At 74.8% G+C, this 24,332-nt stretch carries 22 protein-coding genes; 15 read left to right on the forward strand and 7 right to left on the reverse strand.

The features are described from left to right. Positions 1-28: 28 nt before the first annotated feature. Positions 29-2,203, forward strand: a complete 2,175-nt coding sequence (locus AAG589_RS03555; protein ID WP_430565856.1) for an intein-containing Rv2578c family radical SAM protein — start codon at positions 29-31, stop codon at positions 2,201-2,203. A 24-nt stretch (positions 2,204-2,227) separates the two neighbouring features. Here AAG589_RS03555 and AAG589_RS03560 read toward each other — a convergent pair whose 3' ends face one another. Further along, on the reverse strand, positions 2,228-2,587 hold the full coding sequence (locus AAG589_RS03560) for a DoxX family protein (RefSeq protein WP_430565857.1): 360 nt from the start codon (positions 2,585-2,587) through the stop codon (positions 2,228-2,230). Positions 2,588-2,640: 53 nt separating this feature from the next. Continuing rightward, complete coding sequence (locus AAG589_RS03565; RefSeq protein ID WP_430565858.1) at positions 2,641-3,114, reverse strand: PPOX class F420-dependent oxidoreductase; 474 nt, start codon at positions 3,112-3,114, stop codon at positions 2,641-2,643. 117 nt (positions 3,115-3,231) lie between these two features. On the opposite strand from AAG589_RS03565, the gene aspS reads away from it, so the two are divergent. Then, the gene (gene aspS, locus AAG589_RS03570; RefSeq protein ID WP_430565859.1) at positions 3,232-5,019 is read left to right on the forward strand and encodes an aspartate--tRNA ligase; all 1,788 of its coding nucleotides are present in this window, start codon (positions 3,232-3,234) and stop codon (positions 5,017-5,019) included. Then, complete coding sequence (locus AAG589_RS03575; RefSeq protein ID WP_430565860.1) at positions 5,016-5,876, forward strand: GNAT family N-acetyltransferase; 861 nt, start codon at positions 5,016-5,018, stop codon at positions 5,874-5,876. The genes aspS and AAG589_RS03575 overlap by 4 nt, the downstream gene beginning before the upstream one ends. Before the next feature lie 78 nt (positions 5,877-5,954). Here the strand turns inward: AAG589_RS03575 and AAG589_RS03580 are convergent, their stop codons facing one another. Then, positions 5,955-7,415 carry an FAD-dependent monooxygenase gene (locus AAG589_RS03580; RefSeq protein ID WP_430565861.1) on the reverse strand — a complete coding sequence of 487 codons (1,461 nt, stop codon included), beginning with the start codon at positions 7,413-7,415 and terminating at the stop codon, positions 5,955-5,957. Between the two features lie 87 nt (positions 7,416-7,502). Here AAG589_RS03580 and AAG589_RS03585 point away from each other — a divergent pair, with 87 nt between their 5' ends. Next, complete coding sequence (locus AAG589_RS03585) at positions 7,503-8,891, forward strand: replication-associated recombination protein A (RefSeq protein ID WP_430565862.1); 1,389 nt, start codon at positions 7,503-7,505, stop codon at positions 8,889-8,891. Between the two features lie 19 nt (positions 8,892-8,910). Here AAG589_RS03585 and AAG589_RS03590 read toward each other — a convergent pair whose 3' ends face one another. After that, positions 8,911-9,354 carry a globin domain-containing protein gene (locus AAG589_RS03590; RefSeq protein WP_430565863.1) on the reverse strand — a complete coding sequence of 148 codons (444 nt, stop codon included), beginning with the start codon at positions 9,352-9,354 and terminating at the stop codon, positions 8,911-8,913. A gap of 307 nt (positions 9,355-9,661) precedes the next feature. Here AAG589_RS03590 and rpsD point away from each other — a divergent pair, with 307 nt between their 5' ends. The 10 genes from rpsD to aroB all read left to right on the forward strand — a co-directional run bounded on the left by rpsD (position 9,662) and on the right by aroB (position 19,640). Continuing rightward, complete coding sequence (gene rpsD, locus AAG589_RS03595) at positions 9,662-10,288, forward strand: 30S ribosomal protein S4 (RefSeq protein ID WP_429729429.1); 627 nt, start codon at positions 9,662-9,664, stop codon at positions 10,286-10,288. Between the two features lie 134 nt (positions 10,289-10,422). Continuing rightward, complete coding sequence (locus AAG589_RS03600; RefSeq protein WP_430565864.1) at positions 10,423-10,803, forward strand: DUF948 domain-containing protein; 381 nt, start codon at positions 10,423-10,425, stop codon at positions 10,801-10,803. Further along, entirely contained in the window at positions 10,803-11,207 is a 405-nt protein-coding gene (locus AAG589_RS03605; protein WP_430565865.1) for a hypothetical protein, read from the forward strand. Before AAG589_RS03600 ends, AAG589_RS03605 begins: the two co-directional genes overlap by 1 nt. A gap of 103 nt (positions 11,208-11,310) precedes the next feature. Further along, positions 11,311-14,010: an alanine--tRNA ligase gene (gene alaS, locus AAG589_RS03610; RefSeq protein ID WP_430565866.1), complete on the forward strand. Its 2,700-nt coding sequence runs from the start codon at positions 11,311-11,313 to the stop codon at positions 14,008-14,010. Next, the gene (gene ruvX / locus AAG589_RS03615) at positions 14,007-14,567 is read left to right on the forward strand and encodes a Holliday junction resolvase RuvX (RefSeq protein WP_430565867.1); all 561 of its coding nucleotides are present in this window, start codon (positions 14,007-14,009) and stop codon (positions 14,565-14,567) included. The genes alaS and ruvX overlap by 4 nt, the downstream gene beginning before the upstream one ends. A 66-nt stretch (positions 14,568-14,633) precedes the next feature. After that, positions 14,634-15,785, forward strand: coding sequence for an endolytic transglycosylase MltG (gene mltG / locus AAG589_RS03620; RefSeq protein ID WP_430565868.1), 1,152 nt, complete (start codon positions 14,634-14,636; stop codon positions 15,783-15,785). A 1-nt stretch (position 15,786) separates the two neighbouring features. After that, on the forward strand, positions 15,787-16,668 hold the full coding sequence (locus AAG589_RS03625) for a shikimate dehydrogenase (RefSeq protein WP_430565869.1): 882 nt from the start codon (positions 15,787-15,789) through the stop codon (positions 16,666-16,668). A 43-nt stretch (positions 16,669-16,711) separates the two neighbouring features. Next, positions 16,712-17,929, forward strand: coding sequence for a chorismate synthase (gene aroC, locus AAG589_RS03630; protein WP_430565870.1), 1,218 nt, complete (start codon positions 16,712-16,714; stop codon positions 17,927-17,929). Further along, on the forward strand, positions 17,926-18,501 hold the full coding sequence (locus AAG589_RS03635) for a shikimate kinase (RefSeq protein ID WP_430565871.1): 576 nt from the start codon (positions 17,926-17,928) through the stop codon (positions 18,499-18,501). Before aroC ends, AAG589_RS03635 begins: the two co-directional genes overlap by 4 nt. Further along, positions 18,498-19,640 (forward strand): 3-dehydroquinate synthase, encoded by a 1,143-nt coding sequence (gene aroB, locus AAG589_RS03640; protein WP_430565872.1) that lies wholly within the window; start codon positions 18,498-18,500, stop codon positions 19,638-19,640. The genes AAG589_RS03635 and aroB overlap by 4 nt, the downstream gene beginning before the upstream one ends. A 138-nt stretch (positions 19,641-19,778) precedes the next feature. Here the strand turns inward: aroB and AAG589_RS03645 are convergent, their stop codons facing one another. Together AAG589_RS03645 and AAG589_RS03650 are read right to left on the reverse strand one after the other, a co-directional pair. Continuing rightward, positions 19,779-20,591 (reverse strand): glycerophosphodiester phosphodiesterase family protein, encoded by an 813-nt coding sequence (locus AAG589_RS03645; RefSeq protein WP_430565873.1) that lies wholly within the window; start codon positions 20,589-20,591, stop codon positions 19,779-19,781. Next, positions 20,588-21,700 (reverse strand): alpha/beta hydrolase, encoded by a 1,113-nt coding sequence (locus tag AAG589_RS03650; protein WP_430565874.1) that lies wholly within the window; start codon positions 21,698-21,700, stop codon positions 20,588-20,590. Before AAG589_RS03650 ends, AAG589_RS03645 begins: the two co-directional genes overlap by 4 nt. Positions 21,701-21,818: 118 nt before the next feature. Here AAG589_RS03650 and AAG589_RS03655 point away from each other — a divergent pair, with 118 nt between their 5' ends. After that, positions 21,819-23,240: an MFS transporter gene (locus AAG589_RS03655; protein WP_430565875.1), complete on the forward strand. Its 1,422-nt coding sequence runs from the start codon at positions 21,819-21,821 to the stop codon at positions 23,238-23,240. Here the strand turns inward: AAG589_RS03655 and sigJ are convergent. Then, on the reverse strand, positions 23,173-24,258 hold the full coding sequence (sigJ, locus tag AAG589_RS03660) for an RNA polymerase sigma factor SigJ (RefSeq protein WP_430565876.1): 1,086 nt from the start codon (positions 24,256-24,258) through the stop codon (positions 23,173-23,175). The genes AAG589_RS03655 and sigJ overlap by 68 nt on opposite strands. Between the last annotated feature and the right edge of the window lie 74 nt (positions 24,259-24,332).

Here is a 24,332-nt window from a genome sequence, read left to right on the forward strand (position 1 = left end):
CGAGTCGAACATCTGTTCGAATGTGAGCGTGAGATGGGAAGGCCAGGCGCTCGGCGCCGACGACGGTGCGCTCCCCGGGCTCGACCGCCCGGCCCTGGCGCGGCTCGGGCTGGTGCGCACCGTCCGGACGCCGGAGTTCGCGGGCGTGACGTTCCACGAGGTGCTGGCGAAGAGCGCGCTGTCCAAGGTGCCCGCCGCGTCGCGGATGCCGTTCGGATGGACGGTGAACCCGTACCGCGGATGCAGCCATGCCTGCCGCTACTGCACCAGCCCGGAGACGCTCGTGCTGATGGCAGACGGGCGTCAGAAGCCCATCCGCGACGTCCGGGTGGGCGACCCGATCGTGGGCACGCTCGGGGATGGCACGTATCGGCGCTACGTCGAGACGTCGGTACTTGCCGTGTGGCGCACGGTGAAGCGGGCGCACCGCGTGACGTTGGCCGACGGGACCGAGATCGTCGCGAGCGGCGATCACCGCTTCCTTACGCGGGATCGCGGATGGAAGTACGTCGCTCGGCCGGGACGGGGCACGCCGCAGCGGCCGTACCTGACGACGAACAACAGTCTGATGGGGTTCGGCCTGGGCGCGCCGGCGCTCGCGCGCTCTGCACCGGGGACGACTCGTGAGTACCGCCACGGCTACCTCACGGGCATGATCCGCGGTGACGGGATGCTCTTCGAGAAGGCGTATCGAAGCGGCAGGCGAACCCACCATGCGACACACTTCCGGCTCGCGCTGACAGATGCGGAGGCCCTCACGCGTTCGGCCGAGTACCTCGCGCTCGAGGCGGTCGAGCTCAAGAGGCGGCCGTTCAGCCCGGCGACGCCGACCAGGCGGGCCCTGGACTGCATCTACTCCGGACGTCGCGCGGACTTCGAGACGATCACCCGCCTCATCAGCTGGCCCGACGAGCCGGCCGAGGAGTGGAAGAGGGGCTTTCTCGCGGGGATCTTCGACGCGGAGGGCTCGTGCTCCCACGGCGTGCTGCGCATCGCGAACAACGACGAGGAGATGCTGTCCCGCACGAGCGCCTACCTGGACCACTTCGGTGTCCCGAACCTCCGAGAGCGCGCGCGGGCGAACGGCGTCGCGACAGTGAGGGTCACCGGTGGGCTTGCGGCACGTCGGCGCTTCTTCCACCTCGTCGGCCCAGCGATCACGCGCAAGCTCACGATCCTCGGCGATGCGGTCAAGACCTCCAGCGACCTGAGAGTCATCAGCGTCGAGGACCTGGGCGTCGAGCAGGAGATGATCGACATCACCACGGGCACGGGTGACTTCGTCGCGAACGGCGTCGTCTCGCACAACTGCTTCGCCCGCCCCACGCACGAGTACCTCGACCTCGATGCCGGCCGAGACTTCGACTCCCAGGTCGTCGTCAAGACGAACGTGGACGCGGTGCTGCGCGCGGAGCTGGCGCGGCCGTCGTGGAAGCGGGAGCCGGTGGCGCTCGGCACGAACACCGACCCGTACCAGCGGGCCGAGGGCCGGTACCGCCTCATGCCCGGCGTCATCGGGGCGCTCGCGGACTCGGGCACGCCGTTCTCGATCCTCACGAAGGGCACCCTGCTGCGCCGCGACCTGCCCCTGATCGCCGAGGCGGCCCAGCGCGTCGAGGTGGGGCTCGGCGTCTCGCTCGGGTTCGCCGACTCGCCCGCCGACGAGGAGCTGCAGCAGTCGGTCGAGCCCGGCACGCCGACGCCGCGCGCCCGGCTCGACCTGATCCGCGCGGTGCGGGCGGCGGGGCTGCCCTGCGGGGTCATGGTCGCCCCGGTGCTGCCCTGGCTGACCGACTCCCGCGACCACCTGCGCCGCCTCCTGGACGCGGTCGCCGAGGCGGGCGCCACCGGCGTCACCGTGGTGCCGCTGCACCTCAAGCCCGGCACCCGCGAGTGGTATCTCCAGTGGCTGGAGCACGAGCACCCGCGCGCCGTCGCCGGGTACGGGCGGGTGTACGCCCGCGGCACCTACGCGCTCGAGGCCTACCGCCAGTGGTTGTGGGACCGGGTCGAGCCGCTCCTCACCGAGCGCGGGTTCCGCTCGTCGGGGCACCGCTCGCGCTCGGGCGCGACGGGGCGGTTCCCGGACGACCTGACGCCGCACGACGAGGGCGACTACCCGGCCGGGGCGCTGGCGGGCATGCCGCGCGATGGCGGCGGGCTCGAGGTGGCCGGCTCGGGCGTCGAGCAGGTGCTCTTCTGAGCGCCCCGCAGTGCCCGCCGGGGCTCAGTGCAGGAACGAGAACCACAGCACGAACACGCACAGCAGGAACATGCCCGTGGCGTTGACGAAGAAGTTGCGGCCGAAGTCCCTCGCCCGCACGTGGAACGACAGCGCGAGCACGAAGTACAGGACCAGGCAGGCGGACGTCACGAGCCCGAGGTAGGGGATCCAGATCCCCGCGACGAGCCCTGCCGCGGCGGCCGCCTTGATCCACGGCATCACCCACCACCAACGCTCGGGGAACCGCACGTCGCGGAAGCACTGCGCGATGAACGCCACCGGCTTCACGCACAGGAGCGCGTCCCCCGCGGAGACGAACGCGAGCACGAGCACGGGCCAGACGGGATCGGGCAACGTCGCCATGGGACCGACGCTACGGCCCGACCGGCCGTCGTGCGGCGGGTGTGACCGAGTTCTCAGGCGCCCTCGACGAGGCGGGCGGGGAACCCGCCGGTCGCGACGGGGCCCCACCGCTCGATCGTGATCCGCACGACGCTCTTGCCCTGGCGCAGCATCGCCTCCCGGTACTCGTCCCAGTCGGGGTGCTCCTTGCCGGCGGCGGCCCGGTAGTACTCGACCAGCGGCTCCACCGAGTCCGGCGCGTCGATCACCTCGGCCGACCCGTCCACCTGCACCCACGGGTCGTCGAAGTCGTCGCCGAGCGCGAGGAACGACGCGCGCGGGTCCCGCCGCAGGTTCACCGCCTTGGCGCGGTCGGGGTACGTGGACACCACGACCCTGCCCGCGCCGTCCACGCCGAAGGTCACCGGGCTCAGCTGCGGCGACCCGTCGCGCCGGGTCGTGACGAGTACGCCGTGCCGACGGGCTCGCAGCACCTCCAGGAGCCCGTCGCGGTCGACGGCGGTCGTGGTGGCGATGCGTGGTGCCATGACAATCTCCTCGCTGAAGGGGGCCGGCCACCGACTAGACTCGCACGGGCGCGAACGCGCGCCCGGACGTCGCCACCGGCGACGCCGTCCCCACACCCCGTTCGAAAGGAACACTCCGTGCTCCGCACCCACACGGCCGGCTCACTGCGGGCCGAGCACATCGGTCAGACCGTCACCCTCACGGGGTGGGTCGATCGGCGCCGGGATCACGGGGGAGTGGCCTTCATCGACCTGCGCGACGCCTCGGGGATCTCGCAGGTCGTGATCCGCGACGAGGCCGTGGCGCACCCGCTGCGGGCCGAGTTCGTCCTGCAGGTCACCGGCGAGGTCGGACGGCGGCCGGAGGGCAACGCCAACGCGAACCTCGCCACGGGCGAGATCGAGGTCGTGGCCAAGGACGTCGTCGTGCTCAACGAGTCGGCGCCCCTGCCGTTCCAGGTCTCGACGGCGCTCGCGGACACGGAGGTGATCGGCGAGGAGGCGCGCCTCAAGCACCGCTACCTCGACATCCGGCGCCCCGCGCAGGCGCACGCCCTGCGCCTGCGGTCGCGGGCGAACCAGGCGGCCCGCCGGGTGCTCGACGAGCACGACTTCGTCGAGGTCGAGACACCCACGCTCACCCGCTCGACGCCGGAGGGCGCGCGCGACTTCCTCGTCCCGGCCCGCCTGGCGCCCGGCTCCTGGTACGCCCTGCCGCAGAGCCCGCAGCTGTTCAAGCAGCTCCTCATGGTGGGCGGGCTGGAGCGCTACTACCAGATCGCCCGCTGCTACCGCGACGAGGACTTCCGCGCCGACCGGCAGCCCGAGTTCACCCAGCTGGACGTCGAGCTGAGCTTCGTCGACCAGGACGACGTCATCGCGCTCGCCGAGCAGGTCCTCGTCGCCCTGTGGAAGCTGATCGACGTCGAGATCCCGACGCCGATCGCCCGCATGACCTACGCCGAGGCCATGCGCCTGTACGGCACGGACAAGCCCGACCTGCGCTTCGGCAACCCGCTCGTGGAGCTCACCGACTACTTCGCGGAGACGCCGTTCCGCGTCTTCCAGGCCGAGTACGTGGGCGCCGTCGTGATGACCGGTGGCGCCTCGCAGCCGCGCCGCCAGTTCGACGCGTGGCAGGAGTGGGCCAAGCAGCGCGGTGCCAAGGGCCTCGCGTACGTCACCTACGGCGAGGACGGCACGCTGGGCGGCCCCGTCGCCAAGAACCTGTCCGACACCGAGCGCGAGGGCCTCGCCGCCGCCACCGGCGCGCAGCCCGGCGACGCCGTGTTCTTCGCGGCCGGCAAGACCGCCGAGGCCCGGGCGCTGCTCGGCGCCGCCCGCCTCGAGATCGCGCACCGCACCGGTCAGGTCGACGAGGACGCCTGGGCGTTCGTGTGGGTCGTGGACGCGCCGCTGTTCAAGCCCACCGGTGAGGACGACGACGTCGATCTCGGCCACTCGGCCTGGACCGCCGTGCACCACGCGTTCACCTCGCCCAAGCCCGAGTGGATCGACAGCTTCGAGTCCGACCCGGGCAACGCCCTGGCGTACGCCTACGACATCGTCTGCAACGGCAACGAGATCGGCGGCGGGTCGATCCGTATCCACCGCCGCGACGTGCAGGAGCGCGTGTTCGACGTCATGGGCATCGGCCCCGAGGAGGCGCAGGAGAAGTTCGGCTTCCTCCTGGACGCCTTCAAGTTCGGCGCCCCGCCGCACGGCGGCATCGCCTTCGGCTGGGACCGCATCGTCGCCCTGCTGACGAATTCGGCGTCGATCCGCGACGTCATCGCGTTCCCGAAGTCGGGCGGCGGCTACGACCCGCTCACCGAGGCCCCGGCGCCGATCACGCCGGAGCAGCGCAAGGAGGCCGGCGTCGACGTCGTCCCGCAGGACGAGGCCGCCTCGGCCGCGGGGGCGTGACGCTCGCTCTCGACGGGCACGCGCTCGCCCCGGTCACGGACGTGGCCGGGGCGAGCCTGCCCGACCGGTGGGCCCACCACCCGGTGGTGGTCGCCGAGGCCGCCCACGGAGGGTGGGACGCGACCCACGCCTGGTCCGACGACGACGCGTTCCTGGTGCGGCTGCGCTGGCGCGAGCGCATCGACGGGGGCCGGCCGCTCGCCGTCGACCACGATGCTGCCGGCGTGAGTCTCCTGGCCGTCGGCAGCCCGGCGGGCGCGGCGCGGCTGCTGCTCGCGGCCGACGCGGAGCTGCGCCCCGGTGGGGTGGGCCCGGTGGTGCGCGCGTCGATGCCGCGCGGCACGTTCTCGGAGCTGTCGGTCTCCGCACGGCCCGACGGCCTCGCCGTGCCCGCACCGTTCGACCACGCGCCGATCGACGCCTGGGACTGGTACGCGGCCACGACGCCGCCGGCCGCCGTGTCCGGCGAGGAGCGGGTCGACGAGCTGCTGGGCGACGCCGGGCGCGCCGCGGCGGCGGCCTGCCTCGCCGTCGCGAACCCGGACGGCGAGCTGCCGGTCTCCGAGCCGCGGTCGCGGTGGTGGGGCTGGCGCGACGACGGCGGCGCCGTGCGCGCCGTGGCGGGCGCGTCGCGCCGCGTCCCCGGGCGGCCGTGGGCCCTCGGCTCGATCGGCACCGACCCCGCGTGGCGGGGCCGGGGGATCGCGGCCGCGGTGACGGCCGTCGCCGCCCGCGCCGGGCTGGCGGAGGCGCCGATGGTCACCCTGGGCGTCTACGCCCACAACGAGGCCGCGCGGCGCGTCTACCGGAGGCTCGGCTTCGCCCTGGGCCAGGAGTTCGAGAGCTCGCGCCCCTGACGCCGACCGCGTCGGGAACTACCTCGCGGGGTTCTGAACTACCTCGCCGACTTCTGAACTACCTCGCCGACTTCTGGACTACCTCGCCGACTTCTGGACTACCTCGGCGTTCCCGGGGACGGCGTCGGCGAGGTAGCCGTCCGGCCGCACCAGCAGCGTCGCGCCGTGGCCGTCGGCGCGGCGCACGACGATCCGTTCGCCGGCGTCGAGCTCGCCGGGAGCGGCCGGCAGGTTCGCCGGCGCCCCGGTCGCCGGCGCGACGAGGACGAAGCGCCCCGCGCGCAGCGCCTCCGCGAGCCGCCGGCCCGCGTTCCCGGGCACGAGGGGGAGGTCGGGCACGCGGCGCCCGGCCGCCGGGTGCGCGCCGGGCGGGGCGGGGTACCGCACGCCGAGGGCCGAGACGGTCGCGGCGGCCCGCCGTCGCGCGGGCGCGGCCCGCGCCAGCAGCGTGGCCAGGACGGCCCGCGCGGCGGCCGCGGCGCGGCCGGGCCGCGTGGCGAGCCGCAGGATCGTGCCGCTCGTGCGGAGCACCTGGGCCCCGACCGGGTGGCGCTCCGCCGAGTACCCGTCCAGCAGCGCGTCGTCGGCGCCGCGCACCACCGCCGCGAGGCGCCACGAGAGGTTCGCCGCGTCCTGCAGCCCGGTGTTCATGCCGAGCCCGCCCGCCGGGCTGTGCACGTGCGCGGCGTCGCCCGCGAGCAGCACGCGTCCCGCCCGGTAGCGCGGCGCCTGGCGCTCGTCGGCCGCGAACCGGGTGGCGAAGCGCAGCTCGTGCATGCCGTGGTCGTCGCCGAGCGTGGCCCGCGCGACGGCCCGGACCTCGTCGAGGTCCACCGGCCCGTCGTCGCCGGGGTCGAGCGCCTCGTCCCACCCGATGAACCGGTACCAGTCACCGCCGAACGGCGCCAGGAAGCCCAGCGCGCCTCCGGACGACGCGACGGTGAGCGCGTCCTCGGGCGGGCGCGCCAGGCGCACGTCCGCCAGCACCATCGCGCGGATCACCGTCTCGCCGGGGAACGGGAGGCCCGCCGCCCGCCGCACCGTCGAGCGCACGCCGTCCGTACCGACCACCCACGGCGCACGAAGCCGTGCCGACGTGCCCGCCGCGCCGTCGCCCCCGTCGTCGACCGCCACCACCGTGGCCCCGTCGCCGTCCTGGGTCACGTCGGTGACGCGCAGCCCGTGCCGGAACACCGCGCCCGCGTCCTCCGCCCGCCGGCGCAGCAGCCGCTCCACCTCGTACTGCGGCGTGACGAGGACGAACGGGAAGCGCCCGGGCAGCGCGTCGAGGCGCAGGTCGACGCGGCCGAACACCCGGACGCGCCGCACCCGGCGCCCGGTGGTGAGGAGCTCGTCGGCGAGCCCGCGCGCGTCGAGCGCCTCGAGGGTGCGGGCGTGCACGGCGAAGGCGCGGGTCAGGTTGCTCAGGCCGGGCGGCCGCTTCTCCACGACCATGACCCGCACGCCCGCGCGGGCCAGGTCCCCGGCCAGGAGGAGGCCCGTGGGCCCGGCCCCGACGACCACGACGTCGGCGTCCATGCCCCCAGCCTAGGGCGAGCGACGTCACAGCACGGGGGCGTGCCCCGGCGCACGGTCGCGTGGGTGGCGCTCCGTAGGCTGGGCCGCATGGACCTGTTCGACGCCGCGCTCACCGGCACCCGCGGCACTCCGGCCACCGGCCGCACCGGGCCGAGCGCCCCCCTCGCCGTGCGCATGCGCCCCGCCGCGCTCGACGAGGTCGCAGGCCAGGCGCACCTGCTCGTGCCCGGATCGCCGCTGCGTCGGCTGGTGGAGCCCGACGACGAGTCCGCCCGTCGCGCGGCGCCGGGGTCAGTGATCCTGTGGGGGCCGCCGGGCGTGGGCAAGACCACGCTGGCGTACCTGGTCGCGACGGTCTCCGGCCGGCGGTTCGTCGAGCTCTCCGCGGTGACGGCCGGGGTGAAGGAGGTGCGCCAGGTCGTCGAGGACGCCCGCCGGCGCCTCGCCACCGGCGGCGAGGAGACCGTGCTGTTCATCGACGAGGTGCACCGCTTCTCCAAGACGCAGCAGGACGCCCTGCTCCCGAGCGTCGAGAACCGGTGGGTCACGCTCGTGGCCGCCACCACCGAGAACCCGTCGTTCTCGGTCAACTCCCCGCTGCTGAGCCGGTCTCTGCTGCTCACGCTCAAGCCGCTCACCGCCGACGACGTCCGCGCCCTCGTGCGCCGCGCCGTCGCGGACGAGCGCGGCCTGGACGGCGCCGTCGAGCTCGCCGACGACGCCGAGGACCAGCTCGTGCGGATGGCGGGCGGCGACGCGCGCAAGGCCCTGACCATCCTCGAGGCGGCCGCGGGCGCGGCCCTCGCCGACGCCGACCCCGGCCGCGCCGCCGACGCCGCGGTGCCCGTCGACCTCGACACCGTGGAGCGCGCCGTCGACGTCGCCGCCGTGCGGTACGACCGCGACGGCGACCAGCACTACGACGTGGTCTCCGCGTTCATCAAGTCGATCCGCGGCTCGGACGTGGACGCCGCCCTGCACTACCTGGCCCGCATGGTGGCGGCGGGCGAGGACCCGCGCTTCATCGCGCGCCGGCTGGTGATCTCGGCGGCGGAGGACATCGGGATGGCCGACCCGTCGGCCCTGCAGACCGCCGTGGCGGCGGCGCAGGCCGTCCAGCTCATCGGGATGCCCGAGGGGCGGATCGTCCTGGCCGAGGCGGTCGTGCACCTCGCGACGGCACCGAAGTCCAACCGGGCGTACCAGGGGATCGACGCGGCCCTGGCGGACGTCCGCGCGGGGAAGGTCGGGGTCGTCCCGCCGCACCTGCGCGACGCGCACTACGCGGGAGCCGAGGGCCTCGGCCACGGCAAGGGCTACCGGTATGCGCACGACGCGCCGCACGCGATCGCGGCGCAGCAGTACCTCCCCGACGAGCTCGCCGGGCGTCGCTACTACGACCCGAGCGACCGCGGCTTCGAGCACCAGGTCACCGACCGGCTGGCGCGGATCCGGCAGATCCTCGACGGCGCCTGACCGGCCGGCGACCCGCGCCTCACGCGGCCTCGAGCTCGACCAGCGTGCTCGCCATCGTCCGGTAGACCTCGTCCCAGGCGGCCGCGACCTCGGGCGTCACGGCGTCGCCCAGCACCGCGACGATCGCCGCGAACAGGTGCTGGTGCACCAGCTCGTACTGGCCCGGTTCGACGCCGACCGCGCGGTGCCGGCGGGCGACGGGCGCGAGCACCTCCCGGGGGTCGGCGTCCTCGTCGACCGCGAGCATCGCGGCGCAGGACGTGATCGCGGTGGCGAGCGCCCGCTGCTGCGTGCCGTCGGCGATGCGCTCGGGGGAGAACATCGAGCCGAGGAGGCCGGGGTGCTCGTCCAGGAGGGTCCGGTAGAAGATCGTGGTGATGTCGTCGATCGAGTCCTCCACCACGGGCAGGGTGGAGCGGACCACCTCGGCGGAGCGGGGCGAGAGCGTGACGGGGGAGGGCATCCTGGCGACTCCTTCGGGCCATCGCCGGCGCCGTGCCGGCGGTGCACAGTCAACCGCCCGGGCGACGCCGGCGACAAGACCTCGCCGAACGAGGCACGGGTGGATCCTCGAAGGGCCGGGGCGGCCCGCGGGATGCGATAAGATGCTGCGGTCGCCGTTTCCGGCGACCGCCTGGGACCTCGGCCCCGTGAGCACCCCGCCATCGCGTGCAGGGCGTTTCCATCGGCTGGTCCCGCACCCGACACCCTCCCTCCGGGATCGTCGTCGGGTGTGACCTCATCCATCACCACAGGACAGGAAGCAACCAGTGACCGCTGTCACCAAGTCGCGCCGCCAGGTCCGCCTGAGCCGCAAGCTCGGCCTCGCGCTGACCCCGAAGGCCGTCCGCCACTTCGAGAAGCGCCCGTACCCCCCGGGTGAGCACGGCCGCGCCCGCCGCCGCACCGAGTCGGACTACGCGGTCCGCCTCCGCGAGAAGCAGCGTCTGCGCGCCCAGTACGCGCTGCGCGAGAAGCAGCTGCTCAAGGTCTACGAGAACGCCCGCAAGCACCCGGGCCTGACCGGTGAGGTCATGGTCGAGGACCTCGAGACGCGCCTCGACGCGCTCGTGCTGCGCGCCGGCTTCGGCCGCACCATCCTGCAGGCCCGCCAGGCCGTGACGCACCGTCACATCCTCGTGGACGGCAAGATCGTCGACCGTCCGTCGTTCCGCGTGAAGCCGGGCCAGACCATCCAGGTCAAGCCGAAGTCGCAGACCACGACGCCGTTCCAGGTCGCCGCCGCCGGCGCGCACCGCGACGTCCTGCCGGCCGTGCCGGGCTACCTCGACGTGAACCTCGAGAAGCTGTCGGCCACGCTGACCCGCAAGCCGAAGCGCGCCGAGGTCCCCGTGACCTGCGAGGTGCAGCTCGTGGTCGAGTTCTACGCGCGCTGACCCTGCCGTCGCCGCGGAGCACCCCGGACGCCCCGTCACCCGCCACCGCGGGGGGCGGGGCGTCCGCCGTTCGAGGTGGTCACCCGGGATAGGGTGACGACCGACCGTCTGACGCCTGTGCGAGGAGAGATCTGATGTCGATGGGTGACGTGGCCGGGCTCATCGCGGCCGTCGCGTTCGTGCTGCTGGTGGGCCTGCTCGCGATCCCGCTCGTGAAGCTGGGCCGCGTGCTCGACGAGGCGACGCGCTCCATCCGCGAGGTCACGGAGCACTCGGTGCCGATCCTCGACGAGGCGGCCACCACGGTGGCCTCCACGAACGACCAGCTGGTCAAGGTCGACACGATCACGACCTCGGCCGCGCAGGTGAGCGAGAACGTGTCGGCGCTGGCCGGCCTGTACGCCTCGACGCTCGGGCGCCCCCTGGTGAAGGTGGCGGCGTTCTCCTACGGCGTGCGGCAGGCGTTCGCGCGGGCCTCCCGCTCGAGCCGCGACGACGCGAAGGCGGCGCGCTGATGCGCCGGTTGTTCTGGGTCGGCGTGGGCGTCGTGGTGACGGTCGTCGTCGTCCAGCGGGGCCGCAAGATCGTGGCGCAGTACGCGCCCGAGGCCGTGGTCGACCGTGCCGAGCGCGCGGCGCAGGACGCCGGACGGCGGGCGGAGACGTTCGTCGCCACGTTCCGGCGCGAGTTCACGCAGGCGCGCGGCGCCCGGGAGGCCGAGCTCACGGCGGCGCTGCTGGCCGAGGGCCAGCCGGACCCGGACGACGTGCGCGCCAGCGGGCTGCGGCCCGGCGACCTGCGCGGCGGGCCCGGGCGGGCCCGGCACGCGGCGTCGGCCCCGGACCGGCAGCCCGGCCAGCATCCCGACGCAGAGGCCGAGATCGCCGCCGACGAGGCCGATCTCGGCTACTCGTTCTGAGAAATCCCGTTCCGACCATCCCCCGGCGGGCGCGAGAATAGGGGACGGCCGCCGCCACGGCGGGTGGCCGTCACGCCCGTCACCAGACACATCGAAGGACACCATGCGCACCGCCGAGATCCGCAAGCGTTGGCTCGACTACTTCGAGTCGAAGGACCACGCGATCGTGCCCAGCGCGCCGCTGGTCTCGCCGGACCCGTCGATCCTGTTCACGATCGCCGGCATGGTGCCCTTCATCCCGTACATCCTCGGCACGGAGCAGGCGCCGTGGCCGCGTGCGGCGAGCGTGCAGAAGTGCATCCGCACCAACGACATCGAGAACGTGGGCCGCACCACGCGGCACGGCACGTTCTTCCAGATGAACGGCAACTTCTCGTTCGGCGACTACTTCAAGCGCGAGGCGATCGACTTCGCGTGGGAGCTCCTCACGGGCGACCAGGGCCAGGGCGGCTACGGGCTCGACGGCGACCGGCTGTGGGTGACCATCTGGGAGCAGGACGCCGAGGCGTACGAGGCGCTGACGAAGGGCGTCGGGCTCGACCCGAAGCACGTCGTGCGCCTGCCGCGCGAGGAGAACTTCTGGGACACCGGTCAGCCCGGCCCCGCGGGCCCCTGCGCCGAGTGGCACTACGACCGCGGCCCCGCCTACGGTCCGGACGCCGTCGGCGGCACCGTCGACCCGGGAGGCGACCGCTACCTGGAGATCTGGAACCTGGTCTTCGACGAGTTCGTGCGCGGCGAGGGGCAGGGCAAGAACTACCCGCTGCTGGGCGAGCTCGAGCACAAGAGCATCGACACGGGCGCGGGCCTGGAGCGCATCGCCTACCTGCTGCAGGGCAAGGAGAACCTCTACGAGATCGACGAGGTCTTCCCCGTCATCGCGCGCGTGGAGGAGCTCACGGGCAAGCGCTACGGCGCCGACGCCGAGGACGACGTGCGCATGCGCGTGGTCGCGGACCACGTCCGCTCGTCCCTGATGGTCATCGGCGACGGCGTGCGCCCGTCGAACGAGGGCCGGGGCTACGTGCTGCGCCGTCTCATCCGTCGCGCCGTGCGCGCGGTGCGCCTGCTGGGCGTGGACGCGGTCGCGATGCCGGAGCTCCTGCCGGTCTCCAAGGACGCGATGAAGGCCTCGTACCCGGAGCTGGAGGCCGAGTTCGGCCGCATCAGCGACGTCGCGTACGCGGAGGAGGACGCCTTCCGCCGCACGCTGGCGCAGGGGACGACGATCCTGGACACGGCCGTGGGCCGGGCCAAGAAGGCGGCCGACGGCGCTGCGCCGGTGCTCGGCGGCGCGGAGGCGTTCCAGCTGCACGACACGTACGGCTTCCCGATCGACCTCACCCTCGAGATGGCGGCCGAGCAGGGCGTCCAGGTCGACGAGAAGGCCTTCCGCGACCTCATGGCGGAGCAGAAGCAGCGCGCCCGGGCCGACGCCCTCGCGAAGAAGACGGGTCACGCGGACCTGCGGTCCTACGAGACGCTGAACAAGGAGCTCACGGCGCCGGTCGAGTTCCTCGGGTACACGGACACCGAGGCCTCGGTGACCGTCGCCGGCCTGCTCGTCGACGGGGTGCCCGCGCCCGCCGCGTCCGCCCCCGCCGACGTCGAGGTCGTCCTCGACCGCACGCCGTTCTACGCCGAGGCCGGCGGCCAGCTCGCCGACCAGGGCGCCATCGTGCTCGACGGCGGCGCCACCATCGAGGTCGACGACGTGCAGCGTCCCGTCAAGGGCCTGTCCGTGCACCGCGGCCGCCTGGTCGAGGGCACGGTCGCCCTGGGCGACCCGGGCCTCGCGACGATCGACGTGGCGCGCCGCGTCGCGATCAGCCGCGCCCACTCGGCCACGCACATGATCCACAAGGCGCTGCACGAGATGGTCGGCCCGGACCGCACGCAGGCCGGCTCCGAGAACGCCCCGAGCCGCGTGCGCTTCGACTTCCGGTCCCCGACCCCGGTGCCCTCGGACGCACTGGGCGAGATCGAGGAGCGCGTGAACTCGCGCCTCACGGAGAACCTCGAGGTGACCGACGCGACGATGCCGCTCGCCCGGGCCCGCGAGCTGGGCGCGATGGCGCTGTTCGGTGAGAAGTACGGCGACACGGTGCGCGTCGTGTCGATCGGCGGCGACTGGTCGCGCGAGCTGTGCGGCGGCACGCACGTCAAGGCCACCGGCGAGGTGGGCCGCGTCGCGCTGCTCGGCGAGGCCTCGATCGGCTCGGGCGTGCGTCGTGTGGACGCGCTCGTGGGCGACGGTGCGTACGGCTTCCAGGCCAAGGAGCACGCCCTGGTGGGGCAGCTGACCGGCCTGCTGGGCGCGCGGCCGGACGAGCTGGCGGATCGCGTGGGCTCGCTGCTCACGCGCCTCAAGGACACGGAGAAGGAGCTCGCCGGGATGCGCCAGGAGCGCATCCTCGCGGCCGCGGGCACGCTCGCCGCGCAGGCCCCGCGGGTCGGGGACGTCCGCCTCGTCACGCACGACGCCGGCGAGGTCGCCTCGGCGGACGACCTGCGCGCCCTGGCCCTGGACGTGCGCGGACGCCTCGGCGACGCCGAGCCGGCGCTCGTCGCCGTCGGCGGGGTCGCGGGCGGCCGCCCGCTGGTGGTCGTGGCGACGAACGCGGGCGCCCGCGACGCCGGCCTGCGGGCGGGCGACTTCGTCAAGGCCGCCGCGAAGACGCTCGGCGGCGGGGGCGGCGGCAAGCCGGACCTGGCCCAGGGCGGCGGCACGGACGCGTCCGCCCTGCCGGGCGCGCTCGACGGCGTGGCCGAGGGCGTGCGCGCGGCCCGGGCGGGCGCGTGACCGCTGCGTCGCACGGGCCGGGCCCCGGGGGTGCGGAGGCGCCCCGCGGCCTGCCGCGGGGCGCGCGCCTCGGGGTCGACGTCGGCAAGGCGCGCATCGGGCTCGCGGGCAGCGACCCGGACGGCCTCGTGGCGACGCCGGTCGAGACGGTGCCCCGCGTCCTCGACGTCCCCGCCGGCGCCGACGGCTCGCCCGCGGTGACGGCCGACGTCGCCCGCATCGTCGCCGAGGCGCAGGAGCGGTTCGCCGCCGTCGTCTACGTGGGGCTGCCGCGCCACCTGTCCGGCGCGGAGGGGGCGGCGACCGCCGACGCCCGCGCTTTCGCGCTCCGTCTGGCCGCCGCCGTCGCGCCCGCCGAGGTGCGGCTCGTGGACGAGCGGATGACGACCGTCACCGCGCACGCGCAGCTGCGCTCGGCCGGGCGACGCACCAAGACACACCGGTCTGTCGTCGACCAGGCCGCAGCCGTTATCATTCTGCAATCTGCACTCGACGTGGAGCGGTCGGCGGGGGAGCGCGCCGGCGAGCTCGTCGAGCAGCGGCCACCGGGCGCCTGACCTGCCCGGACAGCAGCACCCGACCATCGTGCCCACCCCAGGCCCTGTCAGAAGGAAGAACCCGGCGTGACGGACCTCTTCGAGCATCCCGCCCTCCAGGAGGCGCCGGCGGCACCCTCGCGGCGCCGCTCGGCCGCCAGCCGGCGGGCCGCCGCCAAGCGCAAGCGCCGCCGTCGGCAGCGCACCGCGGTGGTGCTCGTCGTGGTCCTCGGGTTCGTGGGCGCGGGCGCCTACCTGCTGTGGGACCGCATGGACTCGCTCGTGGGCGACCTGCCGTTCATCGGGTCGCAGAACGAGGACTACCCGGGGCCGGGCGGCGAGCCGGTGGAGGTGGTCATCCCCGAGGGGGCGACGGGCGGCCAGATGGCGTCGGTGCTGCACGACGCGGGGGTCGTCGCCAGCGTCGGCGCGTTCACGGACGCGTTCGGCCAGAACCCGGCCGCGGCGGGCATCCAGCCGGGCACGTACCAGCTCCAGGCCGAGATGAAGGCGTCGGACGCCGTCGCCGCGCTGGTGAAGAACGAGAAGCTGCAGACCAACGTGACGATCCCCGAGGGCTACACGGTCGACCAGATCGTGGAGAAGATCGCCTCGGTGACCACCATCAAGCCCAAGGAGCTCCAGGCGGCGCTGAAGGACCCGGACTCCTTCGGCCTGCCGAAGCAGGCGGACGGCAACGCCGAGGGGTGGCTGTTCCCGAAGACGTACACCGTCCAGCCGGGCGACGACGCCACGACGCTCCTCACGGCGATGGTCGACCAGACCACGAAGGAGCTCGAGCAGGCGGGCGTCGACCAGTCCGACTGGGAGGACACGCTCATCAAGGCGTCGCTCGTCGAGCGCGAGGCGAAGCACGACGAGGACCGCCCGAAGATGGCGCGCGCGATCGAGAACCGGATCGACCAGGGCATGCCGCTGCAGATCGACGCGACCAGCGCGTACGGCCTGAAGAAGTCGGGCACCCAGCTGACGTACGACGACATCCACGACGCCGACGACCCGTACTCGACGTACGCGCACGTCGGCCTGCCGCCGACGCCGATCTCGAACCCGGGCGCCGCCTCGATCGAGGCCGTGGGTCATCCCGCCGACGGGGACTGGCTGTTCTGGGTCACCGTGAACCTCGACACCGGCGAGACGAAGTTCTCCTCGACGAACGCGGAGCACGAGAAGTACCGGGCCGAGCTCAAGAAGTGGCAAGAGGAGAACGCCCGCTGACATGACCGTCTCCCGACGTGCGGCGGTGCTGGGCCACCCCGTCGCGCACTCCCTTTCGCCCGTCCTGCACACCGCCGCCTACGACGCCCTCGGCCTGGAGGGCTGGGCGTACTCGGCGATCGACACCACGGTCGACGACCTGCCGGCGCTGGTGCGCGGGCTGGACCTCGCCTGGGCCGGCCTGAGCGTCACGATGCCGCTCAAGCAGGCGATCATCGACCTGGTGGACCACGTCGACCCGCTGGCGGTCGCCGTCGGCGCCGTGAACACGGTGCTGGTCGGGCCGGCCCGCTGCGGCGTGACCCTCACGGGCACGAACACGGACGTGTACGGCCTGGTCACCGCACTGCGCGAGGGCCTCGCCGCGCGGGGCCGTGGTGCCGGGGCGGCGAGCGCCGTCGTCCTCGGCGGCGGCGCCACCGCCGCGTCGACCCTGGCCGCGCTGGGCGAGCTCGGCTGCACCTCCCCGCGCGTCCTGGTGCGCTCGCTCGCCCGCGCGGTGGGGCTGCAGGAGGCCGCGGCGCGGATGGGCGTGAGCCCCCGCTTCGAGGTGCTGGACGCGTCGGCGTCCCTCGGCGCGCTGCGCGACGCGGACGTCGTCGTGTCCACGATGCCCGCCTACGCCGCCGACCCGGTGGCGGCCGCGCTCGCCGCCCACGGCGGCACGCCGGGCGGCGTGCTGCTCGACGTGGTCTACGACCCGCGCCCCACGGCGCTGTCGTCCGCCTGGGCCGCCGCGGGCGGCACCGTCGTCGGCGGCGAGCGGATGCTGCTGCACCAGGCGGCGGAGCAGGTGCGCCTCATGACGGGCCGCCCGGCGCCGGTCGCGGCCATGGACGCGGCGCTCGGGCGGGCCCTGGGGTCCCCGGCGTCCGCACGCTGACCACCGGACGGACCTGCGGCGCGGTCGTGGAAGAATCGCAGGCATGCTGCGCTGGATGACGTCGGGGGAGTCGCACGGTCCGTCACTCGTGGGGGTCATGGAGGGCCTGCCCGCCGGCGTCGAGGTCGTGACCGCGGACATCCAGGCCGCGCTCGCGCGCCGGCGGCTCGGGTACGGCCGCGGCGCCCGCATGAAGTTCGAGCAGGACGCGGTGCGCGTGCTCGGCGGCCTGCGCCACGGCGTCACGCAGGGCGGCCCGCTGGCCTTCGAGATCGGCAACACCGAGTGGCCCAAGTGGACCGACGTCATGTCGCCGGACCCCGTCGACCGCGCGGCGCTCCTGGTCGACGCCGGCACCGGCGACGAGCGCGAGATCGCGCGCAACCGCCCGCTCACCCGGCCCCGCCCGGGGCACGCGGACCTGGTCGGGATGCGCAAGTACGGCTTCGACGACGCCCGGCCGGTGCTGGAGCGCGCGTCGGCCCGCGAGACGGCGACGCGCGTCGCGCTGGGCCTGGTCGCGGCGAAGTTCCTCGAGCAGGCCGTCGGCGTGCGCCTGGTCTCCCACGTCGTCGCGATCGGCCCGGTCGAGGTCCCCGAGGGGGCGGACCTGCCCGCGCCCGACGACGTCGCCGCGCTGGACGCCGACCCGGTGCGCTGCTTCGACGCCGCGACGAGCGCGGCGATGGTCGCCGAGATCGACGAGTGCAAGAAGGACGGCGACACGCTGGGCGGCGTCGTCGAGGTGCTCGCCTACGACGTGCCCTCGGGCCTCGGCAGCTACGTGCAGGGCGACCGGCGCCTCGACGCCCGCCTGGCGGGCGCGCTCATGGGCATCCAGGCGATCAAGGGCGTCGAGGTCGGCGACGGCTTCCGCACCGCCCGGCGCCGCGGCTCGGCCGCGCACGACGAGATCGAGCGCGCCGACGACGGCCGCATCCAGCGCCGCTCCAACCGGGCCGGCGGCATCGAGGGCGGCATGTCCAACGGAGAGGTCCTGCGGGTGCGCGCGGCCATGAAGCCCATCTCGACCGTGCCGCGGGCCCTGGCCACCGTCGACGTCGCCACGGGCGAGGACGTCACGGCCCACCACCAGCGCTCGGACGTGTGCGCGGTGCCGCCCGCGGCCGTCGTCGCCGAGGCGATGGTGGCGCTCGAGCTGGCCCAGGCGGTCGTGGAGAAGTTCGGCGGGGACTCGGTGGCCGAGGTGCGGCGCAACGCCGAGGCGTACCTCGCGTCGATCCCCGAGCTGCTGCGATGACGGCGGGCGTCCCCCGGGCGGTGCTCATCGGCCCGCCGGGCAGCGGCAAGACGACGGTCGGGCGGCTGCTCGCCCAGCGGCTCGGCGTCGCGTTCCGGGACACGGACGCGGACGTCGAGGAGACCGCGGGCAAGGCCGTCGCCGAGATCTTCGTCGACGACGGCGAGCCGCGCTTCCGCGAGCTCGAGCGCGAGGCCGTCACCACGGCCCTGGCGTGCCACCCCGGCGTCCTCGCGCTGGGCGGCGGCGCGGTCATGGACGAGCACACCCAGCGGGCGCTCGAGGGCTATGTCGCGGGCGGCGGCGCCGTCGTCTTCCTCGACGTCTCCCTCGCCCACGCCGCGCCGCGCGTCGGCTTCAACCAGTCCCGCCCGCTGCTCGTGGGCAACCCCCGGGCGCGGTGGGTCGAGCTGATGCAGGCGCGCCGACCGACCTACGAGCGGCTCGCGACGGTGCACGTCGTCTCCGACGAGCGCCCGCCCCAGGAGATCGCCGCACAGGTGCACGCCGGCGTCGTCGGCGTCCCGGCGGCGGGCGGCACAGACACACCAGCACAGGAGGTCCAGTCATGACGGTCCGGGTGACCGTGAACGGCGCGCAGCCGTACGACGTCGTCGTCGGGCGACACCTGCTCGGCGAGCTGTCGAGCCTGCTCGGCGACGGGGTGCGCAGGGTGCTGGTCATGCACCCCGCGTCGCTGCAGGCCACCGGCGAGGCGGTGCGCGAGGACCTCGTGGCCCAGGGCTACGAGGCGTTCGCCGTCGAGCTGCCCGACGCCGAGGAGCAGAAGACGGCGCAGGTGGCGGCGTTCTGCTGGCAGGTGCTGGGCCAGGCCGACTTCACGCGGTCCGACGCGATCGTGTCCGTGGGCGGCGGGGCGACGACGGACCTCGCCGGCTTCGTCGCAGCCACCTGGCTGCGGGGCATCAAGGTCGTGCACCTGCCGACCACGCTGCTGGCGATGGTGGACGCGGCCGTGGGCGGCAAGACGGGCATCAACACGGCCGAGGGCAAGAACCTCGTGGGCGCCTTCCACCCGCCGGCCGGGGTGCTGTGCGACCTGGCGGCCCTCGAGTCGCTCGACCGGTGGGACCTGGTCGCCGGCATGGCGGAGGTCGTCAAGACCGGCTTCATCGCCGACCCGCGCATCCTCGAGCTGGTCGAGGCGCACGCCGACGAGCTGCGCGAGTGGAAGGGCGCGGACACCACGCCCGAGACCTGGGCCGTGCTGACCGAGCTCATCGAGCGGTCGGTGCGGGTCAAGGCCCGCGTCGTGGGGGAGGACCTCACGGAGCAGGGGCTGCGGGAGATCCTCAACTACGGGCACACCCTGGGCCACGCGATCGAGCTCACCGAGCGCTACCAGCTGCGGCACGGCGCCGCGGTCGCGGTCGGGATGGTCTTCGCGGCCGAGCTCGCCCGCCTCGGCGGCAAGCTCGACGACGCCGTCGTGGACCGGCACCGGGCGATCCTGGACTCCCTCGGCCTGCCGACCACCTACCGCGGGGACCGCTGGGACAAGCTGCTCGCGGCCATGCAGCGCGACAAGAAGACGCGCGGCAACCTGCTGCGCTTCGTCGTCCTGGACGACGTCGCGAAGCCCACGCGCCTGGAGGGGCCGGACCCGACGCTGCTCGCGGCCGCGTACGCGGAGGTCTCCAAGGAGCCGCCGGCCGGGCGGCCCGGCGTCACGGTCCAGCTCGGCCTCTAGCCCGACGTCCGCACCGGGGGCTTCGACGTGGACGACGGCGCGCGCCCCGGCGTGACGCGGTCGGGGTCCGGCCGCGGCTGACACCGCCGCTCGCTGGTTGAGCCTGTCGAAACCCTCGTGGACGGGGTCTCGACAGGCTCAACCAGCGGACCAGAGCCCGCGCGCGACGAGCACGTCCCGCAGCAGGTCGGCGCGGTCGGTGACGATCCCGTCGACGCCGAGGTCGAGGAGGCGCCCCATCTGGCCGGGGGCGTTGATGGTCCACACGTGCACCTGCCGCCCGGCGCGGTGCGCGGCCGCCACGGTGGCCGCGTCGACCACCCGCAGGCGGCCCTCGGCGACGGGGACCTGGAGGGCGTCCACGTCGCGCAGCGCCCGCCGAGCGAGGGCGTCGGCCCTCAGGCGGGCACCGGCGAGGAAGCCGGCCACCTCGCGGCGCGCGGCCGACGTCGCGACGGGGGCCGTCAGGCGGCTCAGGGTCGCGCGGCGGCGCCGCGCGTCGAACGACGTGACGCACACGCGGTCGTGCGCGTTCGTGCGCTCGATGGCCGCGGCCGTGGGCCCGATCCCCGAGTCCTCCTTGACGTCGATGTTGACGCGCAGGTCGGGCCAGGTGCCGAGCACGTCGTCGAGGCGCGGCACCGGCTCGCTGCCGCCGATGCGCGCGTGCCGCACGACCGACCACGGCAGGTCGGCCACCCGTCCGGTCGCGTCGGTGGTGCGGTCGAGGGACGCGTCGTGCAGGGCGACGGCGACGCCGTCGGCGGTGCCGTGGGCGTCGGTCTCCACGTAGCGGAAGCCGAGGTCGACCGCGGCGGCGAACGCGGCCAGGGAGTTCTCGAGGTTCTCCCGGCCGTGGGAGAAGCCGCGGTGCGCGAGCGCCAGCACGGGCAACGCGGCGCCGTCGGCGCCGCGCGGGTCCAGGTACGGGTGCGCGGGTGCGGGTCTCACGGCGTCGGCTCCTCGTCACGGGCATCGTCGCGGGGATCGTCGCGGGGATCGTCGTCGGGCAGGCGGGCGTCGAGCCAGGCCAGGACGCCGTCGAGGTAGGCCGCCCGGGGGACGGCGGCCGACAGGGCGAGGTCGTGCACGCCTCCGGGCACGACGAGCGACGTGACGTCGCGCCCGACCCGGGGCGCCAGGGCCGCGATCCGGCCGACGTCGAGCACGGTGTCCTGGGCGTCGAGGCGCGGGTTGTCGGGCCGGTCGGGGCCGGAGGCGTCGCTGCGCGCCACGAGCACCGGGCCGGGCACGGCGAGGCCCCGGGCCAGGCGTGCCTGCGCCCGGGTCACGGTCCGCAGCCAGCCGGCGCGCGCGGGCAGCCCGTCGGGGCGCTTCAGCGCGGTGTCGAAGTCCCACCGGCCGCCGGAGGAGACGTGCTGGTGGGTGGCGTAGACCGACGGGTTGGCGCTGACGACGACGAGCGGCCGGCGCCGCCCGAGCACCTCGAGCACGGCGGAGCGTCCCGCGTCGTACAGCCGTGACCCGCTGAGGGAGAAGAACGGGGAGTTCAGCACGAGCAGGTCGGGCCGGTGATCCGGGTCGGCGCGGGCGCCGTGCGCCCACAGCGCGGCGGTCAGGCCGCCCGTGGAGTGCGCGTGCACCGCCAGCGGCAGGCCGGGCTCCAGGGACCGGACGGCGTGCGCCGCGGCGGAGAGGTCGGCGCCCGCCTCGCGCAGGCTCGCCACGTAGTGCGGGGGCAGCGGGTCGCCGGCGTCCGGGCGGTCGTCGTCGCGGTCGTCGTCGCGGTCGTCGTCGGGGCCGCCGAGCAGGGAGCGGCCCGCCCGGCGCAGGTCGAGGGCGTAGAAGGCGTGGCCGGCGGCCACGAACGCCTGGGCCAGGTGGGCCTGGAAGAAGTAGTCGTTGTACCCGTGCACGTGCAGCACCGCGGCACGCGGCCGCTCCGGCCGTTCGACGGCGCGCACCAGGGTGGCGGGGCCGAGCGCCCGCTCCTCGAACCGCGTGCCCAGGAGCCGGTCGGTCCGCCAGCCGGCCCCGACGCCGGCCCGGCCCTCGGCGGTGCCCTTCGCCGACGACGGGTCCGGGGCAGAGGCGTGCACAGCCGCGATCGTATCCGGGGCGCCGGGGCCGGGCGCGTCGTGCCGCGGACCGGGCTCGCCCTGAGAGCTCGCCCCGCCTCTCGCCTCCGGACACCTGCGTCCGGCAGACTGCACGCCCATGAGCGACCACGACGCCGCACCGGGCTCCGCGCGCCCCGCCACCCCGCCCGCAGGGCTCGCCGCGCCGGGCGCCCCGGCCGCCGTCCCGCGCCGCCAGGTGGTCTCGTGGGCGATGTGGGACTGGGCGACACAGCCGTTCAACACCGTGATCGTCACGTTCGTCTTCACGGCCCTGTACCTCACGAGCGACGCGTTCCTGGCGCCGGAGGTGGCGGCGCTGCCCGCGGACGACCCGGCGCACGAGCGCGCGCTGGCGGGGCTCACGAGCGGCCTGGGCCTGTGGATCACGATCGGCGGCCTCCTGGTCGCGCTGCTCGCGCCCGTGCTGGGGCGCCGCGCCGACGTCGAGGGCCGCCGCAAGGCCTGGGTCGGCGGCGCGACCATCGTCATGGTGGCGTCCATGGCGGCCCTGTTCGCGGTCCGCGCCGACCCGGTGTGGTTCGTGCTGGGCGCCGCGCTCGTGTCCCTCGGCAGCGTCGCGAGCGAGATCGCCGGCGTGAACTACAACGCCATGCTCGTGCAGGTGTCCACCCGCGCGACCGTCGGCAAGGTCTCCGGGCTCGGGTGGGGGCTCGGCTACCTCGGGGGGATCGTCGCGCTCGTGGTCGTCGTCGTCGCGACGACGTTCGACTGGTGGGGGATGCCCACCGACGACGGCCTCGCCTACCGGGTCATCGCCGTCGGCTGCGCCGTGTGGGCCGTGGCGTTCGCGTGGCCCCTGTTCCGCTACGTGCCCGAGGCCCCGGCCGCCGCCGACCGCCCCCGCGTGGGCTTCTTCCGCGGCTACGTCGTGCTGGTGCGCGACGTGGTCGCCCTGTACCGGCACGAGCGGCCCACGTTCTGGTTCCTGCTCGCGAGCGCCGTCTACCGCGACGGGCTGTCCGCCGTCTTCACCTTCGGCGCGGTCATCGCCGCGGTCTCGTTCCGCTTCGGGGACGACGCCGTGGTGTTCTTCGGCATCGCCGCCAACCTGCTCGCCGGCGTGAGCACGATCCTCGCCGGCCGGCTCGACGACCGGTTCGGGCCGCGCGCCGTGATCATCGGCTCGCTCAGCGGGCTCGTGGCGTGCGGCCTGCTCGTCGTCGTGCTGCACCCCCTCGGGCCCGTGGTGTTCTGGGTGGCCGGGCTCGCCCTGACCTGCTTCGTCGGCCCCGCGCAGGCGGCGTCCCGCTCGCTGCTGGCGAGGGTCGCGCCCGCCGGGCGCGAGTCGGAGATCTTCGGCCTCTACGCCACGACGGGTCGAGCGGTGTCGTTCCTCGCCCCGTCGATGTGGACCCTGCTGATCGCGCTCACGGGAGCCACCATCTGGGGCACCCTCGGGATCGTCGCGGTGATCCTCGTGGGCCTGGTGCTCATGCTCCGGGTGACGGTGGGGCGTCGGGAGCCCGCGGAGGCCGACGGCGCGGGCCCGCGGCCCTGATCACGGCCGCCACGGCGTCGAGGTCCGCGAGCGGGGCCAGGTGCTGCAGCTTCTCCGGGTTGATCACTCCGTGGATCTGCGTGACGAGCCCGCCGGTCACCTGCAACGAGTAGGCGCCGATGACGCCCCCGCCCACCGCGTCGTCGGCGTAGGCGATCATCCCCGGGCCGCCGTTCACCACGGCCGCCTCCAGGCGGGCCGGCGCGCCGCGCCGCGCGAACCCGGACAGCAGCCGGGCGACCGCCACGTTCCCCGACACCGGGCGCGACACCGCCAGCCCGACGGGCACCTTCCCGCCCCCGTCGCCGGTCAGCGAGACGTCGTCGGCCAGGAGCTCGACCAGCGCCTCGACGTCGCCCTCCTCCGTCGCCGCGATGAACCGGCGCACCAGCTCGGCGGCGTGCGGGTCCGGGCGCCCGGCACGCTCGTCGGGGGTCTCGTGCCGCCGGGCGGCCACCCGGCGCCGCGCCCGCGACGCGAGCTGGCGGGCCGCCAGCTCCGTCGTCCCGATCACCTGGGCCGACTCCCGGTGCGGGTAGCCGAACACGTCGTGCAGCAGGAAGGCCGCCCGCTCGGCCGGCGTCAGCTCCTCCAGGAGCACCAGGAACGCCGTCGACAGGTCGTCCGCCAGCTCCGCGTGCGCGGCGCCCTCCCTGCCCGCCGAGCCGGCCGCGACGACGTCGCCCACGAGCGGCTCGGGCACCCACTCGCCCACGTACGACTCGCGCCGCACCCGCGCGGAGCGCAGCACGTCCAGCGCGATCCGCGTCGCCACCGTCGTCGTGTACGCGGCCGGGTTCAGCACCGCGGCGTCGACCACCCCCACGGGGGCGACGCGCACCATCGCCTCCTGGGCGACGTCCTCCGCCTCGGTGACGCTGCCGAGCATCCGGTACGCGGCGCCGAACGCGACGCGCCGCAGGTCCTCGAGGTCGGTGTCGGTGGCGGTGGCGGGAGCCGTGCGGTCGGTGCGGCCGGCGTGGCCCCTGCGTCGTCGCGACGTGTCCGTGCGTGGCATGCTGCGCATCCTTCCCCCGTGCGGTCCGTGAGCCCTGCACTGCCGACGGCGTGGCGAACCGCGACGTGACACCG

This window comes from Isoptericola sp. F-RaC21 (assembly GCF_038593535.1).
In the GTDB taxonomy this organism is placed as follows: domain Bacteria; phylum Actinomycetota; class Actinomycetes; order Actinomycetales; family Cellulomonadaceae; genus Isoptericola.